The sequence below is a fragment of the Empedobacter sp. GD03861 genome, from assembly GCF_029840885.1.
GTDB lineage: Bacteria > Bacteroidota > Bacteroidia > Flavobacteriales > Weeksellaceae > Empedobacter > Empedobacter falsenii_B.
Window position 1 is genome coordinate 183,135 of record NZ_JAOCDJ010000001.1, and the last position, 22,182, is coordinate 205,316.

The window sequence follows — 22,182 nt, forward strand, 5'->3', positions numbered from 1 at the left end:
TTATTCAGGGTGGCTTTTTTTTATGTTTTTAATACAAACAATGTCAAATAAATAGTGATGAAAAACAACAACAAAGCACTAAACAAACATAGTCGAACCGTTACGCAAGATGACACTTTACCCGCGTCACAAGCGATGTTACATGGGATTGGCTTAACAAACGAAGACCTTAAAAAACCATTAATCGGAATTGCAAGCATGGGGTACGATGGAAATACTTGCAATATGCACCTAAATCAATTTGCACAGTTGGTACAAGATGGAATGAAAGCCGAAAACCTAATCGGATTGAAGTTCAACACTATCGGAATTAGCGATGGAATTACCAACGGAACTTCAGGAATGCGCTACTCTTTAGTAAGTAGAGAAATCATTGCAGATTCTATCGAAACTGTTTGTGCAGGACACTTTTACGATGGCGTAATTACTATTCCTGGTTGTGATAAAAACATGCCAGGATCGATTATGGCAATGGGACGTTTAAACCGTCCTTCGATCATGATTTATGGTGGAACAATTGCTCCGGGACATTACAAAGAAGAGGAATTAAACATTGTTTCTGCTTTCGAAGCATTAGGAAAAAAATTAAACGGAAATCTTGATGACAAAGATTTTTGTGGAATCATTCAGAATGCTTGTCCTGGTCCAGGTGCTTGTGGCGGAATGTATACAGCAAACACAATGGCAGCGGCGATTGAAGCAATGGGAATGAGTTTACCTTATTCTTCGTCTTACCCTGCTCTTAGTCAAGAAAAGAAAAACGAATGTACAACTGCGGCACATTATCTAAGAATTTTATTAGAAAAAGATATTAAACCAAGTGATATCATCACGAAGAATTCTTTAGAAAATGCAATCAAAACAATTGTTGTTTTAGGCGGAAGCACAAATGCTGTTTTGCACTTATTAGCAATTGCAGCGACTGTGAATATCAAATTATCATTAGACGATATACAAGCAATTAACGATAAAACATCAGTAATAGCAGACTTAAAACCTAGTGGAAAATACTTGATGGAACATTTGAGTAAAGTTGGTGGAGTTCCTGCTGTTTTAAAGTATATGTTACAAGAAGATTTAATCGATGGAAGTTGTTTAACGGTTACTGGAAAAACATTAGCCGAAAATTTAGCATCGGTTCCTGATTTAGATTTCTCTAAACAAAATATTATTCGTCCATTATCTAATCCCATAAAAGAAACTGGACACTTACAAATGCTTTACGGAAACCTTGCTCCTGGCGGATCGGTATCTAAAATATCTGGAAAAGAAGGTTTTTATTTTAAAGGAAAAGCACAAGTTTTTAATAGCGAAGTTGAAGTTTTAAAAGCAATCGAAGATTTACAAATCAAAGCTGGAAGCGTTATCGTCATCCGAAACGAAGGTCCGAAAGGTGGTCCTGGAATGCCAGAAATGTTGAAACCAACATCTGCCATTATTGGAGCTGGATTAGGAGATAAAGTCGCTTTGATTACAGACGGACGATTTAGTGGCGGAACGCACGGATTTGTCGTCGGTCACATAACACCAGAAGCTTTTGAAGGAGGTCCAATCGCATTAGTCGAGAATAATGATCTCATCGAAATTGACATCAACAAAAATGAATTAAACCTTTTGATTGATGAAAAAACATTAGAAAATCGAAAAAATAACTGGAAACAACCCGCATTAAAAGTAAAAAATGGAGTCTTATACAAATACGCAAAGCAAGTCGGAAACGCTTCAGAAGGATGTCTTACTGACCAATAAACCAACTCAAATTTCAGGTTCACAAGCGATTATTAACGCTTTATTGTCCGAAGGAGTTACAACAGTCTTTGGCTATCCTGGTGGCGCAATTATGCCTATATATGATGCTTTGTATGATTACAAAGATAAATTAGAACACATTTTAGTTCGTCATGAACAAGGAGGCATTCACGCTGCGCAAGGTTATGCAAGAACTTCAGGAAAAGTAGGTGTAGCTTTTGCCACGAGTGGTCCAGGCGCAACGAATTTAGTCACTGGAATTGCAGATGCCATGATTGATAGCAATCCTATTGTATGTATCACAGGGCAAGTTTTCGCTTCTCTTTTAGGAACGGATGCTTTTCAAGAAACTGACGTTATCAATATTACTAATCCTATCACGAAATGGAATTATCAAATTACTGATGCAGAAGAAATAAATGATGTTCTAGCAAAAGCATTTCATATTGCTCGCTCTGGAAGACCAGGACCTGTCTTAATTGACATTACAAAAAATGCTCAAATACAACTTATCGAAAAGAAAAAGTATGAGAAATGCACGCATGTTCGCAGTTATAGACCAGAACCAGAGATAAGAACTGAATATATAAAAGCTGCTGCTAAACTTATTAATCAAGCAAAAAAACCATTTGCGATTATTGGTCAAGGAATATTACTTGGAAAAGCTGAACAAGAATTAAACGATTTCTTAGAAAAATCTGGAATTCCTGTAGCAACAACTTTGATGGGATTAAGTTCTTTAGATACTGATCATCCACAATATGTAGGTTTATTAGGTATGCATGGTAATTATGCACCTAATGTTAAAACAAATGATTGCGATGTATTAATTGCCATAGGAATGAGGTTTGATGATCGCGTAACTGGACGCTTAGACAAATATGCAAAACAAGCCAAAGTGATTCATCTTGATATTGACCCAGCAGAGATTGGTAAAAATGTAAAAGTTGCTGTCCCTGTTTGGGGAGATTGTAAAAAAACACTTCCGTTATTAACTAATTTGATTAATCAAAATGAACATACCGATTGGTTAAAAGAATTTAGAGATCTCGAAAAAGAAGAACGTACAGAAGTTATTGATAAAGAATTCTATCCAACAACTGATGTAATGTCTATGGCTGAAGTTATCAACACATTAAATGAGTTAACAAACGGAGAAGCCGTAATTGTTACAGATGTTGGGCAACATCAAATGTCGGCTTGTCGTTATGCGAAATTCAAAGATTCTAAGCTTTTGGTTACATCAGGAGGATTAGGAACAATGGGATTTGGTTTACCTGCTGCAATTGGAGCGTGGTATGGAGCACCAGAAAAAGATATTGTTATGGTTTGTGGTGATGGTGGTTTCCAAATGACTTTACAAGAAATGGGAACTATTATGCAATTTGGAGCAAAAGTAAAGATGTTAATCCTAAACAATAGCTTCCTTGGAATGGTTCGTCAATGGCAAGAATTATTCAACGACAAACGCTATTCATTCGTAGATATTACAAGTCCAGATTTTGTTGCGCTTGCAAAAGCTTATCAAATAGAAGGTCAAAAAATAGAAGCAAGAAACGACTTGAAAAATGCATTAAAAGAAATGTTAGAACATGATGGTTCTTACCTTTTAGAAGTAGTTGTAGGAAAAGAAAACAATGTATTTCCTATGGTAGAGCAAGGTACAAGTGTTTCTGAAATTAGATTAAAATAAATGATTATGGACTCAAAACGAGAATATACAATTACGCTATATACAGAAAATTCCATAGGAATTTTGGGAAGAGTTGCAGGAATTTTTACTCGACGAAAAATTAATATTGAAAGTTTAAGCACTTCTCCATCAGAAATAGAAAATGTACACCGATTTACAATTGTTATTGAAGAATCTGAAGAAGTTGTTCGAAAACTTTGCATGCAAATTGAGAAACAAATAGACGTTCTTAAAGCTTATTTCAACAATAATGATGAATTAATTTGGCAAGAACAAGCTTTATACAAAGTTCCAACCAATATTATTGCAGAGAAGGCATATGTAGAACGTTTGCTACGTCAATATGGTGCAAACACAGTCGTAATCCGTAATGATTATACAGTTTTTGAAACAGCTGGTCATCGTGAGGAAATTGATAATCTAACACAAGAGCTGACTAAATATGGCTTAATAGAATTTGTTCGAGGAGCTAGAATAGCCATTATAAAAGCAAGTGCTGGTTTCCATGAAAAATTATTACAATTCGAAAAAGACGAGCCATCAAAAGAAGTAATCGAAAATGAATTCCTAAACGAAGGAACCTCAGTTTTCACAATGTAAAGACAAACAATTCAACAAATAATTTTATTAAAAAAACAAAAATGACTAATTACTTTAATTCACTATCATTAAGAGATCAATTATATCAACTAGGACAAGCAGAATTTCTAAATAACTCAGAATTCGCAAAAGGTACAGACGCATTAAAAGACAAAAAAATTGTGATTGTAGGCTGTGGTGCGCAAGGTTTAAACCAAGGATTAAATCTACGAGACAGCGGTTTAGATGTTTCATACGCGTTACGCAAAGAAGCGATTGAACAACAAAGAGATTCTTGGAAAAATGCAACAAGTCATAATTTTACAGTAGGAACTTTCGAGGAATTAATCCCAAATGCTGATGTAGTAGCGAATTTAACACCAGATAAACAACATACGCAAGTTATCAATACTGTTCAACCACTTATTAAACAAGGTGCTACACTTTTATATTCTCATGGATTCAATATCGTAGAAGAAGGTGTGCAAATTCGTAAAGATATTACAGTAATAATGGTTGCACCAAAATGTCCAGGTTCGGAAGTTCGTGCAGAATATTTAAGAGGATTCGGAGTTCCTACATTAATTGCCGTTCACCCAGAAAATGATCCCGAAGGAAAAGGTTTTGATCAAGCAAAAGCATATTGTGCAGGAACTGGTGGTCACAGAGCGGGAGTTTTAAGATCATCATTTGTTGCGGAAGTAAAATCAGATTTGATGGGAGAGCAAACCATTTTATGTGGTCTTTTACAAACAGGTTCTATTCTTTCTTTCGAAAAAATGATTGAAAACGGAATTGATGCTGGTTATGCTTCAAAATTAGTTCAATATGGTGTGGAAGTAATTACAGAAGCCTTAAAACATGGTGGAGTTAGCGGTATGATGGATAGATTAAGTAATCCTGCTAAAATTAAAGCTTTTGAACTATCAGAGGAATTAAAAGATATTATGCGTCCATTATTCCAAAAACATCAAGACGACATTATTTCTGGTGAGTTTAGTAAAACAATGATGGAAGATTGGGCGAATGATGATAAAAACTTATTAAAATGGAGAGCTGAAACTGAAGAAACTGCTTTTGAAAAAACACCCGCTGGAGATGCAAATATTACTGAACAAGAATATTTTGATCATTACACTTTAATGGTTGCTTTTGTTCGTGCTGGAGTTGAATTAGCTTTCGAAACTATGGTGGAAGCAGGTATTAAACCTGAATCTGCTTACTACGAATCATTACACGAAACACCATTGATTGCAAATACAATTGCTCGTAAAAAATTATTCGAAATGAATCGTGTAATTTCTGATACAGCAGAATATGGTTGTTATCTTTTCGATCAGGCTTGTAAACCTTTGTTAAAAGATTTTATGACAAAAGTAAACGTAGACGTTGTCGGAAAAAATTACAACGAAGGAAAAGACAATGCTGTTGACAATGCGACATTGGTACACATAAATGATGTTTTACGTAATCATCCTGTCGAAACTGTGGGAAAAAAACTTCGTAAAGCAATGACTGCTATGAAAACCATAAAAACGGCATAATCAAATATTAAAATAACTAAGAAAATAGTGAATTATGACAAAGGGACTTAGAAGTGAGAAAACTGAGACCTTAGGCGTTTCGCTTGACGAAGTAAACTTAGCACAAATGAATTTGAAAGGAGTTGCCAAAAACACTCCTTTCGATTTCAATGAAAATTTAAGTCGTCAATTTGATGCGAATGTCTATCTAAAACGAGAAGATTTACAAGTCGTCCGTTCATACAAATTACGTGGTGCTTATAATAAAATCGTTCAGTTATCAGAACAAGAAAAAAATAATGGTGTAATCTGCGCAAGTGCAGGAAATCACGCACAAGGTGTGGCGTATTCGTGTCAACAATTAAATATCAAAGGTAAAATTGTGATGCCAACGACGACACCTCAACAAAAAATAAAACAAGTAAAATGGTTTGGGAAAGATCAAATCGAAATCATTTTACATGGTGATACATTTGATGATGCATCGGCTTTTGCACATCAATTATCCCAAGAAGGAAATATTACATTTATTCATCCTTTTGATGACGAAAAAGTAATCGCAGGACAAGGAACTGTTGCTTTAGAAATTTTGAATCAATGCAATCAACCAATCGATTATATTTTCGTGCCAATTGGCGGTGGAGGTTTAGCATCTGGCGTTATTTCTGTGATGAAAACACTTAGTCCAAACACCAAAATTATTGGCGTAGAACCGAGTGGCGCAGCAAGTATGGCAGAAGCTATCAAACAAAAACAATCTGTTGCATTAGCGAAGATTGACCCTTTTGTAGATGGCGCAGCTGTAAAAAAAGCAGGTGAAAAAACCTACAAAATCTGTGCAGAAGGTTTAGAAACAACTTGTGCTGTTCCAGAAGGAAAAGTTTGTTCGAGCATTTTGCGTTTGTACAATGAAGACGCAATTGTTGTAGAACCAGCAGGCGCTTTGAGTGTTTCGGCTTTAGATTTTTTCAAGGAAGAAATCAAAGGAAAAAATGTGGTTTGCGTGCTTAGTGGAAGCAACAACGACATTACGCGAATGGAAGAAATAAAAGAAAGAAGTTTGCAATATGAAGGTTTGAAACATTATTTCATTATCAATTTTCCTCAACGTGCCGGTGCTTTAAAAGAATTAGTGAACGAAGTTTTGGGTGAAAATGATGACATTACCTATTTTCAATACACACAAAAAAATAACAAAGAAACAGGTCCAGCAGTAGTTGGCATTGAACTAGACAAAAAAGAGGATTTAGATGGTTTAATTTTTAGGTTAGAAAATCATCATTTCGAATATCAATATCTTAACACAGACAACACACTTTTTTCGTTAATGATTGGATAATTTTTCCATCATTAATATACTATTCAAAAAAAGCAAAGCTTCTATTTAGTTAGAAACTTTGCTTTTTAATTTATTAATTATTCAACAACCAATTTTTCAACTCATCAAAATTATTGCTCATTTCAACTTTATTCGATTGTTTCGATTTCAATTCTTCTACTTCTTTTGGATAGACAATTTTATCTTGTATTTCTTTCGGAAAAACTTCAGGAAATTTACACGGATGCGCTGTCGATAAAAACACCACTAACTCTTTTTCATCTTGCTTTTTCGCTTGGTATTCCTTCGCCGCCAACCAGGCAATTGACGTATGAGGACAAGCAATATAATTGTATTCTTGATTAATTTCTACGATTGCATTTATTGTTTCTACATCAGAATAAGCTTTTGAAACCATTTTTGATTTTAATTGCTCCACATCTTGCTCAAAAAATTCCATCACGCGAACCCAATTACTCGGATTTCCAACATCCATTGCATTCGATAACGTTTGCACAGAAGGTTTTGGTTGATAATTTTCGGTTTTTAAAAATGATGGAACTGTATCATTCGCATTTGTAGCTGCAACAAATTGTTCCACTTCCAATCCTAATTTTGAAGCCAAAATACCAGCCGTAATATTCCCGAAATTTCCACTCGGAACGACAAAAGAAACTTTCTCAAAACCTTTTCTTTTTGCTTGAGAAAATGCTTCAAAATAATAGAAAGATTGTGGAATTAAGCGAGCAATATTAATCGAATTTGCTGAGGTTAAGTTTAGATTTTTCATTAAATCTTTGTCTAAAAAAGCTTGCTTTACCAATGCTTGACAATCATCAAAAGTTCCGTCGATTTCTATGGCACGAATATTTTTTCCATTCGCCGTTAATTGCAATTCTTGTATCAGCGACACTTTTCCTTTTGGATACAAAATCGTTACTCTCGTTCCTTCTACTCCCAGAAAGCCAAGTGCTACAGCGCCTCCTGTATCGCCAGAAGTTGCGACCAAAACATCTAACAATTGATTATCTTTTTTTGAATAATGTGCCATCACGCGACTCATAAATCTTGCTCCAAAATCTTTAAAAGCAAAAGAAGGTCCGTGAAATAATTCCAAAATAGCTAAATCATCTTCTAAAAACACCAAAGGCGCAGGAAAATTAATTACATCATCAATTAAATTATTAATCGTTTCTTCAGAAAAATCATCTTTTAATAAGTGATTTGTCACCTTTTTCGCAATCTCTTGAAATGAATAATTTTCAATAGAATTCAACCAATTTTCATCTAATTTTTCCAACGACAAAGGCATATACAATCCTTTATCTTCTGGCAAAGATTGGAAAACCGCTTGTTTAAAATCGACTCTGTTATTATGATTATTTGTACTATATAATTTCATTTTTAGTGTTTTATGTAAGGTCCTTGTTGATTGATTTTAGAGACAAATGATAAATGTTCAATTTCTTTTATCGTCAAAAAATTATTTAATTTTTGTTCGATATTTTCTGCATCCAATTTACTTTTAGATAACGCCATAACTGTTGGTCCAGAACCAGAAATACCGAATGTTAATGCATTATTTTCGAGCGAAATACTTTTCATTTCATTAAAATACGGAATCAATAAAGAACGATTTGGTTCGATAATATCATCTTGCATCGAACGACCAATTTCTTCATAATCTTTCTCATAAAGCGCCGCAACCAAACTTGCAATATTCCCCCATTGTTTTATTGCTTTACTCAATTGCACTTTATCTTTAATTAATTTGCGCGCATCCTTTGTTGGCACTTCTACTTTTGAGTAAATCAGTGTGACATATAAATTTTCAGGAACAGGTAAAGAACGCACCAAAATCGACTCATAAGAAGGAATCAACGTAATTCCACCAAACAACGATGGCGCAACATTATCCGCATGAGCAGCACCACAAGCCAATCGTTCGCCTTCCATACAATAAGGTAAAAGCTCATTTTTAGAAAGTGGTTTTCCTAATAATTCATTCAATGCAAAAAGTCCAGCAACTGTACTCGCCGCGCTTGAACCTAAACCACTTCCAATTGGCATTTTTTTGTGTAATTCTATCGATAATCCAAAAGAATCTTGTAGACCTAAATCACAAAATAATTTCCATGCCGAATGAGAAACTGTATTTTTCATCGCATCCAAAGGCAATTTCCCCTCGTCACCTGTAATTGTCAGAATTTCGATTCCTAACTTTTCTGTCTTTTTCATGATTACCTCATCACCTGGATAATCCACCGCAAAGCCCAAAATATCATATCCACAGATCATATTGGCAACTGTTGCAGGAGCAAAAACATGTACTTTTTCTAAAAACTTCGCTTGATCAAGCTTATATTTATTTTCGATTATTTGATTCATCTTTTATCGTATTGAACTTATATTAACTAAATCTGCAAAAACGCCAGCTGCCGTAACTTCTGCACCAGCTCCAGGTCCTTTCACAACCAAAGGACGTTCCTTGTAACGCGCTGTTGTAAACGAAATAATATTATCGCTTCCAGACAAAGCATAAAACGGATGTTGATTATCAACCAATTCTAACGAAATTGATATTTTTCCATCTTCTAAAATCCCGATGTAACGAATCACTTTCTGCTCCTCATCTGCTTGATGTTTTATCTTTTCGAAATAATCATTTTCGTTGACTAATTCTTGATAAAAATCTTCTACAGTTGCAGCTTCTAAACAAGATTTAGGCAAAATAGAATCGATTTTTACATCTCCCGCTTCAATTTCGTAACCATTGTCACGAGCAAGAATCAACATTTTTCGCATAAAATCTATTCCACTCAAATCATCGCGAGGATCTGGTTCTGTATAACCTAATTCTTGCGCTTTCTTTACAATTTCGGCAAATGTATTTTCACCTTTAAAATGATTAAATATATACGAAATTGTTCCTGATAAAATTGCTTCAATTTTTAAGATTTGATCTCCACTCATTCTTAAATCTTTCAACACGCTAATAATTGGTAAACCTGCTCCAACATTCGTTTCATAAAGGAAATCAATGCCATATTTTCGAGCAGTTTCTTTCAATTTTTTATACTCTTGATAAGAAGATGAATTCGCAATTTTATTACATGTTACAACCGATATGCTGCTTTCGAAAATTTGTTTGTAATAATTTGGCAAATCAGAACTCGCAGTATTATCAACAAAAACACAATTTGGTAAATTATACTGTTTCATTTTTTGGATAAATTCATTCAAATCAGCTGGAGAAGAAGAATTTTCTAATTCATTTTTCCAATTCGATAAATTGATTCCGTTTTCATCAAACAGCATTTTTTTAGAATTTGATAATCCGACTAATTTTATCTCGATATCATTATTTTTTGCTAAAAAATCTTTCTGTTTTTCTAATTGATTTAAAAATGTCGAACCAATATTTCCTACTCCAACATTGAAAACATGAATTGTTTTTTTCAAATGATTAAAAAACGCATCATGTACCGCATTTAAAGCTTTTGACAAATCATTTTCGTTAATCACAACCGAAATATTATACTCCGAAGAACCTTGCGCAATCGCTCTGACATTGATTCCATTTCGTCCTAATGCATAAAATAACTTGCCCGAAACACCAACCATTTTCTTCATGTTTTCTCCAACAATTGCAATAATTCCGAGATTTTCTTCAATTTCAATTGGTTCCAACCATTTTGCTGCAATTTCCAAACAAAACTCTTCTTCAATTAATTGCTTTGCTTTTTCGACTTCATTATGATGAATGGCAAGCGTGATACTATGCTCTGACGAAGATTGCGTAATCAACACAATGTTGATATGATGTTGCGCTAAAAGTGAAAAAAGTTTTCCACTAAAGCCCAATTTGCCAACCAAGCCGCTTCCTTTTATATTGACTAATGCAATATCTTTGATCGACGAAATTCCTTTAATTGGATAATCTGTTGGTTGCGAATCGAACTGAATTTTTGTTCCCTCAAAATCCGGTTGAAATGTGTTTTTAATTAAAATCGGAATTCGAAGTTTAAAAGCTGGAGCCATTGTTGGCGGATAAATCACTTTCGCACCGAAATACGACAATTCCATCGCTTCTGTATACGATAAATTTTCTAACGAAAAAGCTTTGTTCACAAAACGAGGATCCGCCGTCATCATTCCATTTACATCTGTCCAAATTTCAATTTGTTCTGCATGTAAAGCCGCACCAATCAAAGCCGCAGTGTAATCAGAACCTCCTCTTCCCAAAGTTGTCACTCGTCCTTCTTCATTAGCAGCAATAAACCCTGTTACAACTAATAATTTATCCGAATAATCTTTTGCTAATTGTTGAATATTCTGAAACGATTTTTCCTCGATAACATTCGCTTGACCAAAATTATGATCAGTCAAAATATAATCTGATGCATTAATCGCCAATGAATTTCCAACATGCTCTTGCATTACTTTTGCTATTAATAAAGCACTACATCTTTCGCCGAAACTCAAAATCAAATCTTTTGTTTGAGGGCTTAATTCTTTCAGAATTTCCACCCCTTCTAATAATGCTTCCAACTCATTCATCAACAATTTCAATTTTGTTAAAATCGGATTTTGATTTGGCACATCGATTAAAGCTTTTACAATTTCGAAATGTTTTTCTTGAAAAAGTTTTAAATCATTTTCATCAAAACTTCCTGATGAAGCTTCTTCGGACATTTTGGTTAATAAATTGGTCAAACCAGAAATAGCAGACACAACCAAAATAATCGAGTTATTTTGTTGCTTTTCCTGTTTAACAATTTCTACGACCGCGCGGATACTTTCTACCGATCCGACTGATGTTCCTCCGAATTTTAAAACTTTCATAATTTAAATTTTGATCATAAAAAAAGCATCTTCCTTTTGAGAAGATGCTTTTGCATTATTTTTTTAGAATTAAATACATAACAAAACTCCTCTAAGTGTGAACACTAGAAGTCGTCGTAATTGAAATGATTGTATTTAATCCGTTTTGTTTCATTATTGATAACGAATATACAAACTTTTTCAATAAATCATTACGTATTTATTATTTTTTTATATTTATTTCACCGAATCCTTTTTTACAGCCAATGAATCATTTGGTTCAGCAACAGGTTTTACATCACTTGCATAGCCAACAACAATTCCGTCTAGTTTATCAATTTTTCGTACTTTAAAAGTTTCTGTACCTTCTGCTCCTTTAAAAGATACTTTATAAACTGCTTCGTAAACTGTTTTGTCACCATCTTCAAGAGGCGTCATTTTCTCAAAGTTGTAGACATCAACTGGCCCATATTGTTTAACCACCGCATTCAAATCATCCACATTTACGCCTTCTACTTTCGAAAAAAGTGAATCTGGCTTATCTGCTCTGTATTTGTAAACATCTAAAACTGCTTCTTTCACCTTATAATCTGGCAAATCTGATTTTTTATTACATGCTGTTAAAGCCAAAATACCGCCAACCATAAGTAATGCACTTGCTTTCATAATTCCTATTTTTTGTGTTAATTGATTATAACTAATGTAAAAATAAATAAGATAAAAAACAAGTATTTTTATTGAAATCAAATAGATAGAAACAAAAAAAGTCGATTCTGTAACAGAATCGACTTTTGAATATCTTTTATTGTAAAATGATTTTTTACACTTCAAAATTCACATAAAAACCTTCGTGACCTCGAACATTGAAAACGGTATTATCTTCAAAAATCAAGTATTGACCTTTTATTCCTTTCAAAACACCTTCTATTTCTGGCGTTTTTTTCAGGTTTAATGATTTTACTTTTTCTGGATAAGATAAAACTGGATAGTCTAACTTCCAAACTTCTGGCTCATCAACCAAAAATTGTTGAAAATCTGGATTCACTTCATTTCTGATTTCGTGATACTTTTCGAATAGATTAATTTCTGGTACATCATTTTTTAACATTCTTTGCCAATTCGTTTTATCAGCAATAACATTTTTCAACGAAACCTCTATCATTCCAGCTTCGTAACGATTATCCGTTCGCGCAATAATAATAGCTTCTGAAGCTCCTTGATCGATCCAACGTGTTGGCACTTGCGTTAAACGTGTTACACCTACTTTTATTCCCGATGAATTTGCCAAATACACAATATGCGGTTGCAATTCGAATTTCGTTTCAAACTCTAAATCACGTTGCGCAATTCCCAAATGTGCTGTAGAAAGTTCTGGATTGATAATACTTGGATTAGCTTCTGGAACTGTAAAAAAACAATTTTTACAATATCCCATCTGATAAATCTCTTTGTCCTCGTGACAGTTTAAACATTCGTAATGATCAAAGTTAATCTTGATTTTTTTTCCTAACAATTGATTCATAACAATAAAATCATTCTTGAAATTCCAATAATAATTGATTGGCGTTCCATTTTCAGTTGTCATTTTACGAATTTGTCCTTCAAACTGCATCTTGCTAAAAAAGTTTAATTAATTTTGTGTAAATCTACAAAACTTTTAGCGGATGGGAATAGTCAATAAGATTATGGAAATTATGATGCGTAGCCGAATGAATATCATCGAGGAAAGTATCAAAAATCCAGTTGGTACGCAAGAACGTGTGTTATTTGAGAATATCAAAAAAGCCAAATCGACTATTTACGGAAAAGAATTTCATTTTGACGAAATCAAAACGACACAGAAATTTCAAGAGCAAGTTCCTGCGGTGCATTACGAGGATTTTCAACCTTATATTGAATTAGCGAGAAAAGGTGAAAAAGATGTCACTTGGCACGGCAAAATAAAGTGGTTTGCGAAATCTTCTGGAACAACAAACGCGAAAAGTAAATTTATTCCGATTAGTAATGAATCCTTAGAAGATTGCCATTACGCAGCAGGAAAAACAATGTTTGCGTTGTACTTAAATGCTTATCCCGAAACGGATATTTTCATGCACAAAAACCTAAGAATTGGCGGAAGTAGTGAACTTTATCAAAAATATGATACGCGTTTTGGTGATTTATCAGCTATTTTGATTGATAATTTGCCTTTTTATGCAGAAATGAAAAATATTCCGAATCGTGAGATTTCTTTAATGTCTGATTGGAATGTAAAGATGAACGCGATTATTAATGCCACAAAAAATGAAGATGTTGGTTCATTAACTGGTGTTCCTTCATGGATGCTAGTTGTATTGAACAAATTATTAGCCGAAACTGGAAAGAATTATTTGGACGAATTATGGCCAAATCTCGAAGTGTTTTTTCATGGCGGAATCAGCTTCAAACCTTATGCAGAAAACTATAATTTAATCACTCAAAAAAAATTAAATTATTTCGAATTATATAACGCTTCTGAAGGTTTTTTTGGTATTCAGGATCAATTGCACAGCAAAGATTTATTGTTATTATTAGACAACGGAATCTTTTACGAATTTATTCCAATGGAAGAATTTGGCTCAGAAACTCAACGATTTTTAACAATTGGAGAAGTTGAAGTTGGTAAAAATTACGCCATGGTTATCACGACAAATGGAGGTTTATGGCGCTATATTATTGGTGATACGGTTCGTTTTACGTCTACAAATCCACACAGAATTGTTGTTTCTGGACGAACAAAACATTATATCAATGCATTTGGCGAAGAATTGATGATAGAAAACGCTGAAGAAGCTTTGAAACGTGCTTGTATGCAAACAAATTCAATTGTTTCTGAATATAGTGCTGGTCCAATTTTTATGCAAGGAAAAGAAAAAGGCGCGCATGAATGGGTAATCGAATTTGATAAAGAACCTGAAAACTTTGAGCAATTTATTGATTGTTTAGATAAAGGTTTGCAAGAAGTTAATTCAGATTACGAAGCAAAACGTTACAATAATATGACACTTAATCGACCGATTGTACACAAAGCACGCACAAAATTATTCATCGAATGGATGGCTTCAAGAGGTAAATTAGGTGGACAAAATAAAGTTCCTCGTTTATCAAATACAAGAGAGTTTATTGAACCATTAATTGAATTAAATAATCGATCATAATAAAAAAGAGAATCAATACGATTCTCTTTTTTTGGTTTAAAATAAATAGGATAATTACCTCGAAACAAGTAAATTTACTATTAAGAGAAAAAATACCTATTAATGCGAAGTACGAATTTATCTGAACTTAAATTCCACCAAATTGTGGAAAATAAGTTTCAAATTTACAACAGTCTCTTTATGAGTCTGCCCTACGAAAAAATGCAAAACATTGGATCGTTGATTCCGTTTTTGTACGATGAAAGTCAAAAAGGTTTACCAGAAGGTAAATCGCCAAATGAAATCATCAACAATTTTTTTGAGAAATACACCGATTTAAAGACCGAACAAGAACAAATCGATTTGATGTTTCGAATGATACAATACATCGAGCGACAAGTTGTTTTGTTTGATAGTATCGAAGATGCTGCATTTCCGTCATTACATTCCGAAAATGAAAAAGGAAGTTTGGAAAGCATTTACCATATTGCACAAGCGCAAGGTAAAATGGAGCAAGTAAAAACCAGAATCGAAGATTTTGTGACGAGAGTTGTTTTTACAGCACATCCAACGCAATTTTATCCGACAAATGTTCAACAAATTATTCAGGATTTACGCGATGCAATTCAACAAGATTCGGTAAGTAAAATTGATTTATTGTTGCAACAATTAGGAAAAACACCTTTTATCAACGAAGAAAAACCAACTCCTTACGATGAAGCTGTTTCTATTATTTATTATTTGAGAAATGTATATTATCAAACAATTGGACGATTGTATAACGAAATCAACCAATTGTTTTTTACAGAAAGTCAGCCGCTCAAATCTCCTGTTATTCAATTAGGTTTTTGGCCTGGAGGTGATCGCGATGGAAATCCTTTCGTTACAGCAGAAATTACGTGGAAAGTAGCAAGTTTGTTACGAACAAGTATCTTAAAAAATTATTACAATCATCTAAAAATTGTTCAAAGACGATTAACCTTCAAACATGTTACAGAGCCTTTAAAAGCGTTGAGTAATTTGATTTACGAAAATATGTTCAATGAAAATGGAACGATTACAATTGATGAAATCAAAACGCGCTTACAAACGATTCGTACAATTTTAATTGAACAACACAATGGTGTTTTCTTAGATATTTTAGATGATTTTATCACACGTGTTGATATTTTCGGATTGCATTTTGCTTCTTTGGATATTCGTCAAGATTCGCGTGTTCATCAAAAAGTAATTAACCAAATTGTTGAAAAATATACTGGAATTAATCTGAAAGATTTAAGCGAAGCAGAACAAATCGAATTGTTAACAAATCCTTCTTTTACAGCTAAACCAGATGATTTTGAAGATGATATTGTGATTGATACGATCAGAAATGTTTATCAATTAAAAACGATTCAACAACGAAATGGTGAATTAGGTGTTAACCGATACATTATTTCAAATTCTGAAACCATTTTCGATGTCTTAAATGTTTATGCTTTGTTCAAATTTTGCGGCTATAAAGACGATGAAATTAAGTTTGATATTATGCCACTTTTCGAGACGATTAGAGGTTTAGATGGTGCTGAAAATACGATGAATAAATTGTATAATTTACCTATTTATGCGCAACATTTAGAACGTAGAAAACAACGTCAATCGATTATGTTAGGTTTTTCGGACGGAACAAAAGATGGCGGTTACATCAAAGCGAATTGGGAAATATATCGCACCAAAGAAATCCTTTCGAATGTTTCGGATAAAAATCAAATCGAAGTTATTTTCTTTGATGGTCGTGGTGGACCTCCTGCACGTGGTGGTGGAAAAACGCACGAATTTTACGCTTCTCAAGGGAAAACAATTGCGAATCACGAAATTCAAATTACGATTCAAGGGCAAACAATTACGTCGAATTACGGAACAATGCCACAGGCAAAATATAATTTTGAACAATTGTACACAGCTGGTATTATTTCGGATGTTTTCTCGACAAGCACAAGTCAGATTTCGCCTGATGAACGCACATTGATTAATAAATTAGCCACAATTAGTTATCAGAAATACGAAGATTTGAAAGCGCATCCTTCATTTTTACCTTATTTAGAAAATATGAGTACGCTTAACTATTATGGAAAAACGAATATCGGAAGCCGTCCGAGTAAACGAGGTGGTGATAAAAAATTAGAGTTCGATGATTTGCGTGCTATTCCATTTGTGGGTTCTTGGAGTCAATTAAAACAAAATGTTCCGGGATATTTTGGTGTTGGAACAGCTATAAATGAATTGAAAAAACAAGGTCATTTAGAGGATGTAAAAGATTTATTCAAGAATTCGAGCTTCTTCAAAACATTGATCCAGAATAGTATGATGTCGATGGAAAAAACTTATTTTCCATTAACATCTTATATGAAAAATGATCCTGAATATGGTGAATTTTGGAATATTTTGCACGATGAATTTGAATTATCAAAAGCATTATGTTTAGAAATTTCGGGTTACACAGAATTGATGCAAGACGAACCATTGAACAAATCTTCGGTACAAATGCGCGAAAAAATTGTGTTACCATTATTAACGATTCAACAATTTGCGTTGAACAAAATTCATCATGAAAGTGAGTTCAAATCAATCTATGAGCAAATTGTGATGCGTTCGTTATTCGGAAATATTAATGCGAGTCGAAATTCGGCTTAATTTTCAGAATATCTTAATACCTTCGCAACGATGGAAAAGATTATTTTAGGGATTGATCCTGGAACAATGGTCATGGGTTTTGGTTTGATTGAAGTCAAAAACAACAAAATAAAGTTGATTACTTTAGACGAATTGTTGTTGCATAAACTTCCGAATCAGCAAACGAAATTGAAAAAGATTTTCGAAAAAACTTTAGCCATTATCGATCAATATCATCCTGATGAATTAGCCATTGAAGCGCAGTTTTTTGGCGTTAATGTTCAGTCTATGTTAAAACTTGGACGTGCACAAGGCGTTTGTATTGCCGCTTGCCTGCATCGCGATATGCCTGTGGTAGAATATGCGCCAAAAAAAATTAAGATGGCGATTACTGGAAACGGAAATGCATCAAAAGAACAAGTTGCGGGCATGTTACAACATTTACTTGGTTTGAAAGAAATTCCGAAACGTTTGGATGCCACAGATGGTCTTGCCGTTGCGGTTTGTCATTATCTAAATTCGGGTAAAACAACTGGGACGTCAAATTCTTATTCGAGTTGGGATGCCTTTGTAAAAAATAATCCGAATCGAACAAAATAAAATATATTTGTAGTAGAATTAGCAACCTAATTCGTAAAACATAAAACACATCAAATGAAAAAATATTTAATCGCAGCATCAGTTTGTGCAACAGTTTTCTCTTCAGTGTTATTTTCTTGTAAAGATTCGACTGGAAAAAACAATACTGCAATCACTGAAATTGTTTCGAAAATTGAACAAAACAAATACAAAATTGGCGACAAAATCAATATTCCTTTAACTAATTTAGATGGAATTACGAAAGTTGTAGTTTCAGTGGATGGACAAGAAGTTCCTGCTGATTTTACGATTGACGGGAAAACAATTGGATTAGGAAATCATACGGTTAATTTGAAATTCTTCAAAGGAGAAGAAGAAACAAATTCGCGCGATTTTACGTTTGTGGTTTATGCAAATGAGCCGGCTGCACAATGGAATTATGAAATTGTAGGAACTTATCCACATAATCCAGATTATTTTACGCAAGGTTTTTATTTCAAAAACGGAAATATTTTCGAAGGAACTGGACTTCGCGGAGGAAAAACACGTTTGATTGAATATAAATTGGGGGCAACTGAACCTACAAAATTATATCAAATTAAAGACGATGTTTTTGGAGAAGGAATTACAGAACTGAATGGTTTTATTTATCAATTAACATGGCAAGATCGTGTCATTTATAAATATGATTTGAACTTTAATCAAGTTGAAAAATTTGATATGCCAGCTCAAATTATCGAAGGCTGGGGAATTACTACAATTGGTAAAGAATTGGCTATTACAGAAGGTTCTCAACGTATTCATTTTTTCGACGAGAATTTTAATTATTTAAGAACTGTTCAAGCTTTTGACAGTCAACAACCATATAGTTATTTGAATGAAATTGAATACCACGATGGTTTAATTTATGCAAATGTTTACCTAAAATCTGGACACGCAGATAACAGTAATATCGTGGTAATAGATCCGCAAACTGGCGCTGTAAAAGCGGAGTTTAATTTCGCTGAATTGAAAGGAAAACAAGGAAATCCACAAGCACAAGAATTGAACGGAATCGCTTTCAAAGACAACGGAAATATGTTATTAACAGGTAAAAACTGGGACAAAATCTTTGAAATTAAGATTAAGAAGTAACTATCTTAATCTATAAAAAACAAAAAGCTCGACCTGCAAAATCGAGCTTTTCTTTTCAAAAATCATCTAAAAAATTATAAGTAAAAATTTTCAGCTATAAAAATCTATAACCAAAATTGATCTTTCCAATCTGTGTTAGTTAAAAGTGAATTAAATTGTTCTTTAATTACTTTTAACTTTTTTTGTGTTGCATTTTTCTCAAATTCAGAAAACATCTGTTTCTCCTCAAATCTGATGTGCAAATCCAATTCTTCTTCGATATAAATCAAACTTTTCATCGGATTCTTAACATCTATTTTAAACAAACGACGCAAACGTCTATGCTCTTTTAATGCTCTTTTTACCAAGTAATGATCTTCATCTAAAAGCGAAAACAAGTAATTTTCTTCTATCTCAAATTTTTTGAATAATACTTTTTCCCCATACCAATTTACATAATCAACAATTCGTTGAATATCGACTCCTTTATCTATTCCAGCACGAATATTCCAACAAAAAAATAATGTTTTATGATGCCTTTCGCACGCTTCATTTAGATTTACTGTTACAGTATAACTCATCTGAGAAGCAGTTGTTTGAGGAAGTTCTATTAATAGGTTCATTGTTGTAATTTTTTAATTCGGATAATCGGATATTTTTATCTTATTTTTAATCAAATTTTTTTAATGCTTAAGAAAAGCAATTCCTTTCTCTAGATCATCAATCAAATTAAACATCGATGTCTTTTCTAGCATTCCTCGCAAATCATTACGAATTGCAAAAACACGGCTATGTAAAGCACAAGGTTTATTAGCATCGCATTCTACTAAACCTAAAATGCAACTATGATAAAGACCATCTCCATCAATCGCTTTGATGATATTCACTAATTTGATATCTTCTAAATGCGCTGCATCCATTTGGAAACCTCCCATTTTTCCTTTGACAGATGAAATCACATTTGCTTTAACTAATTGTTGAAGAATTTTGGCTGTGTAAGCTTCTGGAGAATTAATAGAATTTGCAATTTGTTTTAAATTGACTCTCTTTCCTTCTACAGATTCTTGTGCAATAAACACACAAGCCTTAATTCCATATTCGCACGCTTTAGAAAACATTAATTTCTTTTATTCATTATAAATTATGAAGCAAATATACAACTAATTTTAAATCGGACAAATTTATCTTATTAAATTTTTAAAAATAAAAAAACCACTCAAAAATGAGTGGTTTAATATTATCTGAAAAGAAAATTTCTTAATCTTCGTCTTCGTCTTGATCAGCATCCTTAACTGCGTTACGAGAAGTACGAATAGCTACTACTACTGCGTTATCTGGATGAGCGAATGTGTAGTTATCATTTTTCAATGTTTCTACATACATTTTGTGACCAATTCTCATTGGAGTGATATCGATTTCGATTTCGTCTGGTAAGTTTGCTGGAATAGCACGAACTTTTAATTTACGCATGTTGAAACGTAAAACCCCACCAGCTACTAAACCACGAGCACGTCCTACTAAACGAACTGGAACTTCCATAGTTACCGGTTTGTCCTCGTTTAATTGGTAAAAATCTACGTGTAAGATTTTATCCGTTACTGGGTGAAATTGGATGTCTTGTAAAATTGCTTGAATTTTAGCTCCATCAGCTAACTCGATAGTTGCTGTATGAGCATCTGGAGTGTAAACTAATGATTTGAATGCTTTTTCATCAGCTGAAAAGTGGATAGGCTCTCCAGAACCGTAAACCACACAAGGTACTTGTTCAGCATTACGTAGGTTACGTGTAGCCACTTTACCTAAGTCTTCTCTTTTTACACCTTGAATTGTAATTGACTTCATAATAATATGTATATAATAAAAATAATTTAATTTTAAGCTAAATCATTAGATAACAAAACGTTGGCTAATAGATTTATTGCTATGTACTAAATGCATAACATCAGCAAAAAGCGGAGCGCAAGATAATACTTTTATTTTAGATACGGAAGTATTTTTTAATGGAATACTATCAGTTATAGCAATTTCCGTTAACAAAGAGTTATCAAGACGCTCATAAGCTGGTCCAGATAAAACTCCGTGCGTTGCAATTGCACGAACAGATTTTGCTCCTTTTTCCATAATCAATTCAGCAGCTTTAGCAAGTGTACCCGCTGTATCAATCATATCATCTACTAAAATAACATTTTTACCTTCTACCTCACCGATTAACATCATGCTATCAACTTGGTTTGCAACTTTACGTTCTTTGTGACAAATTACGATATCTGCATTAAGGTATTTAGCATATGTATTTGCACGTTTAGCACCACCCATGTCTGGAGAAGCGATACAAATATTATCTAAACCTAAACCTTTGATATACTCAACAAAAATTGTTGAAGCGAATAAATGATCAACAGGAACTTCAAAAAATCCTTGAATTTGATCAGCGTGTAAATCCATAGTCATTACACGAGTTGCTCCAGCTGTCATTAACATTTTTGCAACTAATTTTGCTCCAATTGGCACACGTGGTGCATCCTTACGATCTTGACGAGCAAAACCAAAATAAGGAATAACAACTGTAATACTTTTAGCAGATGCGCGTTTTGCAGCATCACACATTAAAAGTAATTCCATTAAATTGTCTGTTGGTTGCATTGTTGAACCAATTAAGAAAACGCGAGCACCGCGAATTGGTTGTTCAAAAGCTGGCACAAATTCGCCATCGCTAAACTCTACAATTTTAGATTTACCAAGTTCTTGACCATATTGATCGGCAATTTTTTGTGCTAATTCTAATGATCCTCTGGTTGAAAAAAGAAATGCTGATTGTTCCATTGTTTGTTTTGGGAAATATTTGTGCAAAAATAATTTAAATGATTTGAAAATGATATAAGAAAACTAAAAATTAATTTCGGCACAATTATTGAAGTTCTTTTTAACTCATTAAACTAATCAACAAGAGAATTATATGATTTTCGTTAGTAATAGGCGTTTTTAACAGTTTTTTAT

18 protein-coding genes are annotated in these 22,182 nt (G+C 33.4%); 9 read left to right on the plus strand and 9 right to left on the minus strand.

What is annotated here, in order from left to right:
* Positions 1-57: 57 nt before the first annotated feature.
* Genes ilvD through ilvA form a run of 5 tightly spaced genes read left to right on the plus strand, consistent with a single transcriptional unit; the run spans position 58 to position 6,883 of the window.
* Positions 58-1,749: a dihydroxy-acid dehydratase gene (gene ilvD, locus N5D03_RS00890; RefSeq protein WP_280050684.1), complete on the plus strand. Its 1,692-nt coding sequence runs from the start codon at positions 58-60 to the stop codon at positions 1,747-1,749.
* Positions 1,682-3,442: a biosynthetic-type acetolactate synthase large subunit gene (ilvB, locus tag N5D03_RS00895; RefSeq protein WP_280050685.1), complete on the plus strand. Its 1,761-nt coding sequence runs from the start codon at positions 1,682-1,684 to the stop codon at positions 3,440-3,442. Before ilvD ends, ilvB begins: the two co-directional genes overlap by 68 nt.
* Before the next feature lie 6 nt (positions 3,443-3,448).
* Positions 3,449-4,042: an acetolactate synthase small subunit gene (gene ilvN, locus N5D03_RS00900; RefSeq protein ID WP_125348895.1), complete on the plus strand. Its 594-nt coding sequence runs from the start codon at positions 3,449-3,451 to the stop codon at positions 4,040-4,042.
* A 41-nt stretch (positions 4,043-4,083) separates the two neighbouring features.
* Entirely contained in the window at positions 4,084-5,565 is a 1,482-nt protein-coding gene (gene ilvC, locus N5D03_RS00905; protein WP_221854716.1) for a ketol-acid reductoisomerase, read from the plus strand.
* Between the two features lie 34 nt (positions 5,566-5,599).
* Positions 5,600-6,883: a threonine ammonia-lyase IlvA gene (gene ilvA / locus N5D03_RS00910; RefSeq protein ID WP_125348893.1), complete on the plus strand. Its 1,284-nt coding sequence runs from the start codon at positions 5,600-5,602 to the stop codon at positions 6,881-6,883.
* 73 nt (positions 6,884-6,956) lie between these two features.
* On the opposite strand, the gene thrC is transcribed toward ilvA, so the two are convergent.
* The 5 genes from thrC to N5D03_RS00935 all read right to left on the minus strand — a co-directional run bounded on the left by thrC (position 6,957) and on the right by N5D03_RS00935 (position 13,298).
* Positions 6,957-8,264 carry a threonine synthase gene (thrC, locus tag N5D03_RS00915; protein ID WP_280050686.1) on the minus strand — a complete coding sequence of 436 codons (1,308 nt, stop codon included), beginning with the start codon at positions 8,262-8,264 and terminating at the stop codon, positions 6,957-6,959.
* 2 nt (positions 8,265-8,266) lie between these two features.
* Positions 8,267-9,250, minus strand: a complete 984-nt coding sequence (locus tag N5D03_RS00920) for a homoserine kinase (RefSeq protein ID WP_280050687.1) — start codon at positions 9,248-9,250, stop codon at positions 8,267-8,269.
* Between the two features lie 3 nt (positions 9,251-9,253).
* Complete coding sequence (gene thrA, locus N5D03_RS00925) at positions 9,254-11,707, minus strand: bifunctional aspartate kinase/homoserine dehydrogenase I (RefSeq protein ID WP_280050688.1); 2,454 nt, start codon at positions 11,705-11,707, stop codon at positions 9,254-9,256.
* Between the two features lie 216 nt (positions 11,708-11,923).
* Positions 11,924-12,352, minus strand: coding sequence for a hypothetical protein (locus N5D03_RS00930; protein ID WP_147280028.1), 429 nt, complete (start codon positions 12,350-12,352; stop codon positions 11,924-11,926).
* Between the two features lie 154 nt (positions 12,353-12,506).
* Complete coding sequence (locus N5D03_RS00935) at positions 12,507-13,298, minus strand: DUF2797 domain-containing protein (RefSeq protein ID WP_115002265.1); 792 nt, start codon at positions 13,296-13,298, stop codon at positions 12,507-12,509.
* A 52-nt stretch (positions 13,299-13,350) separates the two neighbouring features.
* Here N5D03_RS00935 and N5D03_RS00940 point away from each other — a divergent pair, with 52 nt between their 5' ends.
* From N5D03_RS00940 to N5D03_RS00955, 4 genes are all read left to right on the plus strand, one after another.
* Complete coding sequence (locus tag N5D03_RS00940; protein WP_280050689.1) at positions 13,351-14,862, plus strand: GH3 auxin-responsive promoter family protein; 1,512 nt, start codon at positions 13,351-13,353, stop codon at positions 14,860-14,862.
* Between the two features lie 180 nt (positions 14,863-15,042).
* A complete protein-coding gene (locus tag N5D03_RS00945; RefSeq protein WP_280050690.1) occupies positions 15,043-17,514 on the plus strand; it encodes a phosphoenolpyruvate carboxylase in 2,472 nt (823 codons plus the stop codon).
* A 30-nt stretch (positions 17,515-17,544) separates the two neighbouring features.
* On the plus strand, positions 17,545-18,093 hold the full coding sequence (gene ruvC / locus N5D03_RS00950; protein ID WP_125348885.1) for a crossover junction endodeoxyribonuclease RuvC: 549 nt from the start codon (positions 17,545-17,547) through the stop codon (positions 18,091-18,093).
* 54 nt (positions 18,094-18,147) lie between these two features.
* Complete coding sequence (locus tag N5D03_RS00955; RefSeq protein WP_280050691.1) at positions 18,148-19,206, plus strand: glutaminyl-peptide cyclotransferase; 1,059 nt, start codon at positions 18,148-18,150, stop codon at positions 19,204-19,206.
* Between the two features lie 104 nt (positions 19,207-19,310).
* Here N5D03_RS00955 and N5D03_RS00960 read toward each other — a convergent pair whose 3' ends face one another.
* The 4 genes from N5D03_RS00960 to N5D03_RS00975 all read right to left on the minus strand — a co-directional run bounded on the left by N5D03_RS00960 (position 19,311) and on the right by N5D03_RS00975 (position 22,008).
* Entirely contained in the window at positions 19,311-19,808 is a 498-nt protein-coding gene (locus tag N5D03_RS00960; RefSeq protein ID WP_280050692.1) for a hemerythrin domain-containing protein, read from the minus strand.
* Positions 19,809-19,868: 60 nt separating this feature from the next.
* The gene (locus N5D03_RS00965) at positions 19,869-20,303 is read right to left on the minus strand and encodes an Rrf2 family transcriptional regulator (RefSeq protein WP_038336279.1); all 435 of its coding nucleotides are present in this window, start codon (positions 20,301-20,303) and stop codon (positions 19,869-19,871) included.
* 139 nt (positions 20,304-20,442) lie between these two features.
* Entirely contained in the window at positions 20,443-21,027 is a 585-nt protein-coding gene (locus tag N5D03_RS00970) for a 50S ribosomal protein L25/general stress protein Ctc (protein WP_038336278.1), read from the minus strand.
* 45 nt (positions 21,028-21,072) lie between these two features.
* A complete protein-coding gene (locus N5D03_RS00975; protein WP_038336277.1) occupies positions 21,073-22,008 on the minus strand; it encodes a ribose-phosphate pyrophosphokinase in 936 nt (311 codons plus the stop codon).
* Positions 22,009-22,182 lie beyond the last annotated feature (174 nt).

Excerpts from the sequence above, each read along its gene's own strand:
- ilvD (WP_280050684.1), top strand. The coding sequence starts at position 58 with ATGAAAAACAACAACAAAGCACTAAACAAACATAGTCGAACCGTTACG.
- ilvB (WP_280050685.1), top strand. The coding sequence starts at position 1,682 with ATGGAGTCTTATACAAATACGCAAAGCAAGTCGGAAACGCTTCAGAAG.
- N5D03_RS00965 (WP_038336279.1), bottom strand. The coding sequence starts at position 20,303 with ATGTTTTCTAAAGCGTGCGAATATGGAATTAAGGCTTGTGTGTTTATT.
- N5D03_RS00960 (WP_280050692.1), bottom strand. The coding sequence starts at position 19,808 with ATGAACCTATTAATAGAACTTCCTCAAACAACTGCTTCTCAGATGAGT.
- ilvN (WP_125348895.1), top strand. The coding sequence starts at position 3,449 with ATGGACTCAAAACGAGAATATACAATTACGCTATATACAGAAAATTCC.
- N5D03_RS00935 (WP_115002265.1), bottom strand. The coding sequence starts at position 13,298 with ATGCAGTTTGAAGGACAAATTCGTAAAATGACAACTGAAAATGGAACG.
- N5D03_RS00955 (WP_280050691.1), top strand. The coding sequence starts at position 18,148 with ATGAAAAAATATTTAATCGCAGCATCAGTTTGTGCAACAGTTTTCTCT.
- N5D03_RS00975 (WP_038336277.1), bottom strand. The coding sequence starts at position 22,008 with ATGGAACAATCAGCATTTCTTTTTTCAACCAGAGGATCATTAGAATTA.
- ilvA (WP_125348893.1), top strand. The coding sequence starts at position 5,600 with ATGACAAAGGGACTTAGAAGTGAGAAAACTGAGACCTTAGGCGTTTCG.
- ilvC (WP_221854716.1), top strand. The coding sequence starts at position 4,084 with ATGACTAATTACTTTAATTCACTATCATTAAGAGATCAATTATATCAA.
- ruvC (WP_125348885.1), top strand. The coding sequence starts at position 17,545 with ATGGAAAAGATTATTTTAGGGATTGATCCTGGAACAATGGTCATGGGT.
- N5D03_RS00945 (WP_280050690.1), top strand. The coding sequence starts at position 15,043 with ATGAGTCTGCCCTACGAAAAAATGCAAAACATTGGATCGTTGATTCCG.
- thrC (WP_280050686.1), bottom strand. The coding sequence starts at position 8,264 with ATGAAATTATATAGTACAAATAATCATAATAACAGAGTCGATTTTAAA.
- N5D03_RS00930 (WP_147280028.1), bottom strand. The coding sequence starts at position 12,352 with ATGAAAGCAAGTGCATTACTTATGGTTGGCGGTATTTTGGCTTTAACA.
- thrA (WP_280050688.1), bottom strand. The coding sequence starts at position 11,707 with ATGAAAGTTTTAAAATTCGGAGGAACATCAGTCGGATCGGTAGAAAGT.
- N5D03_RS00920 (WP_280050687.1), bottom strand. The coding sequence starts at position 9,250 with ATGAATCAAATAATCGAAAATAAATATAAGCTTGATCAAGCGAAGTTT.
- N5D03_RS00940 (WP_280050689.1), top strand. The coding sequence starts at position 13,351 with ATGGGAATAGTCAATAAGATTATGGAAATTATGATGCGTAGCCGAATG.
- N5D03_RS00970 (WP_038336278.1), bottom strand. The coding sequence starts at position 21,027 with ATGAAGTCAATTACAATTCAAGGTGTAAAAAGAGAAGACTTAGGTAAA.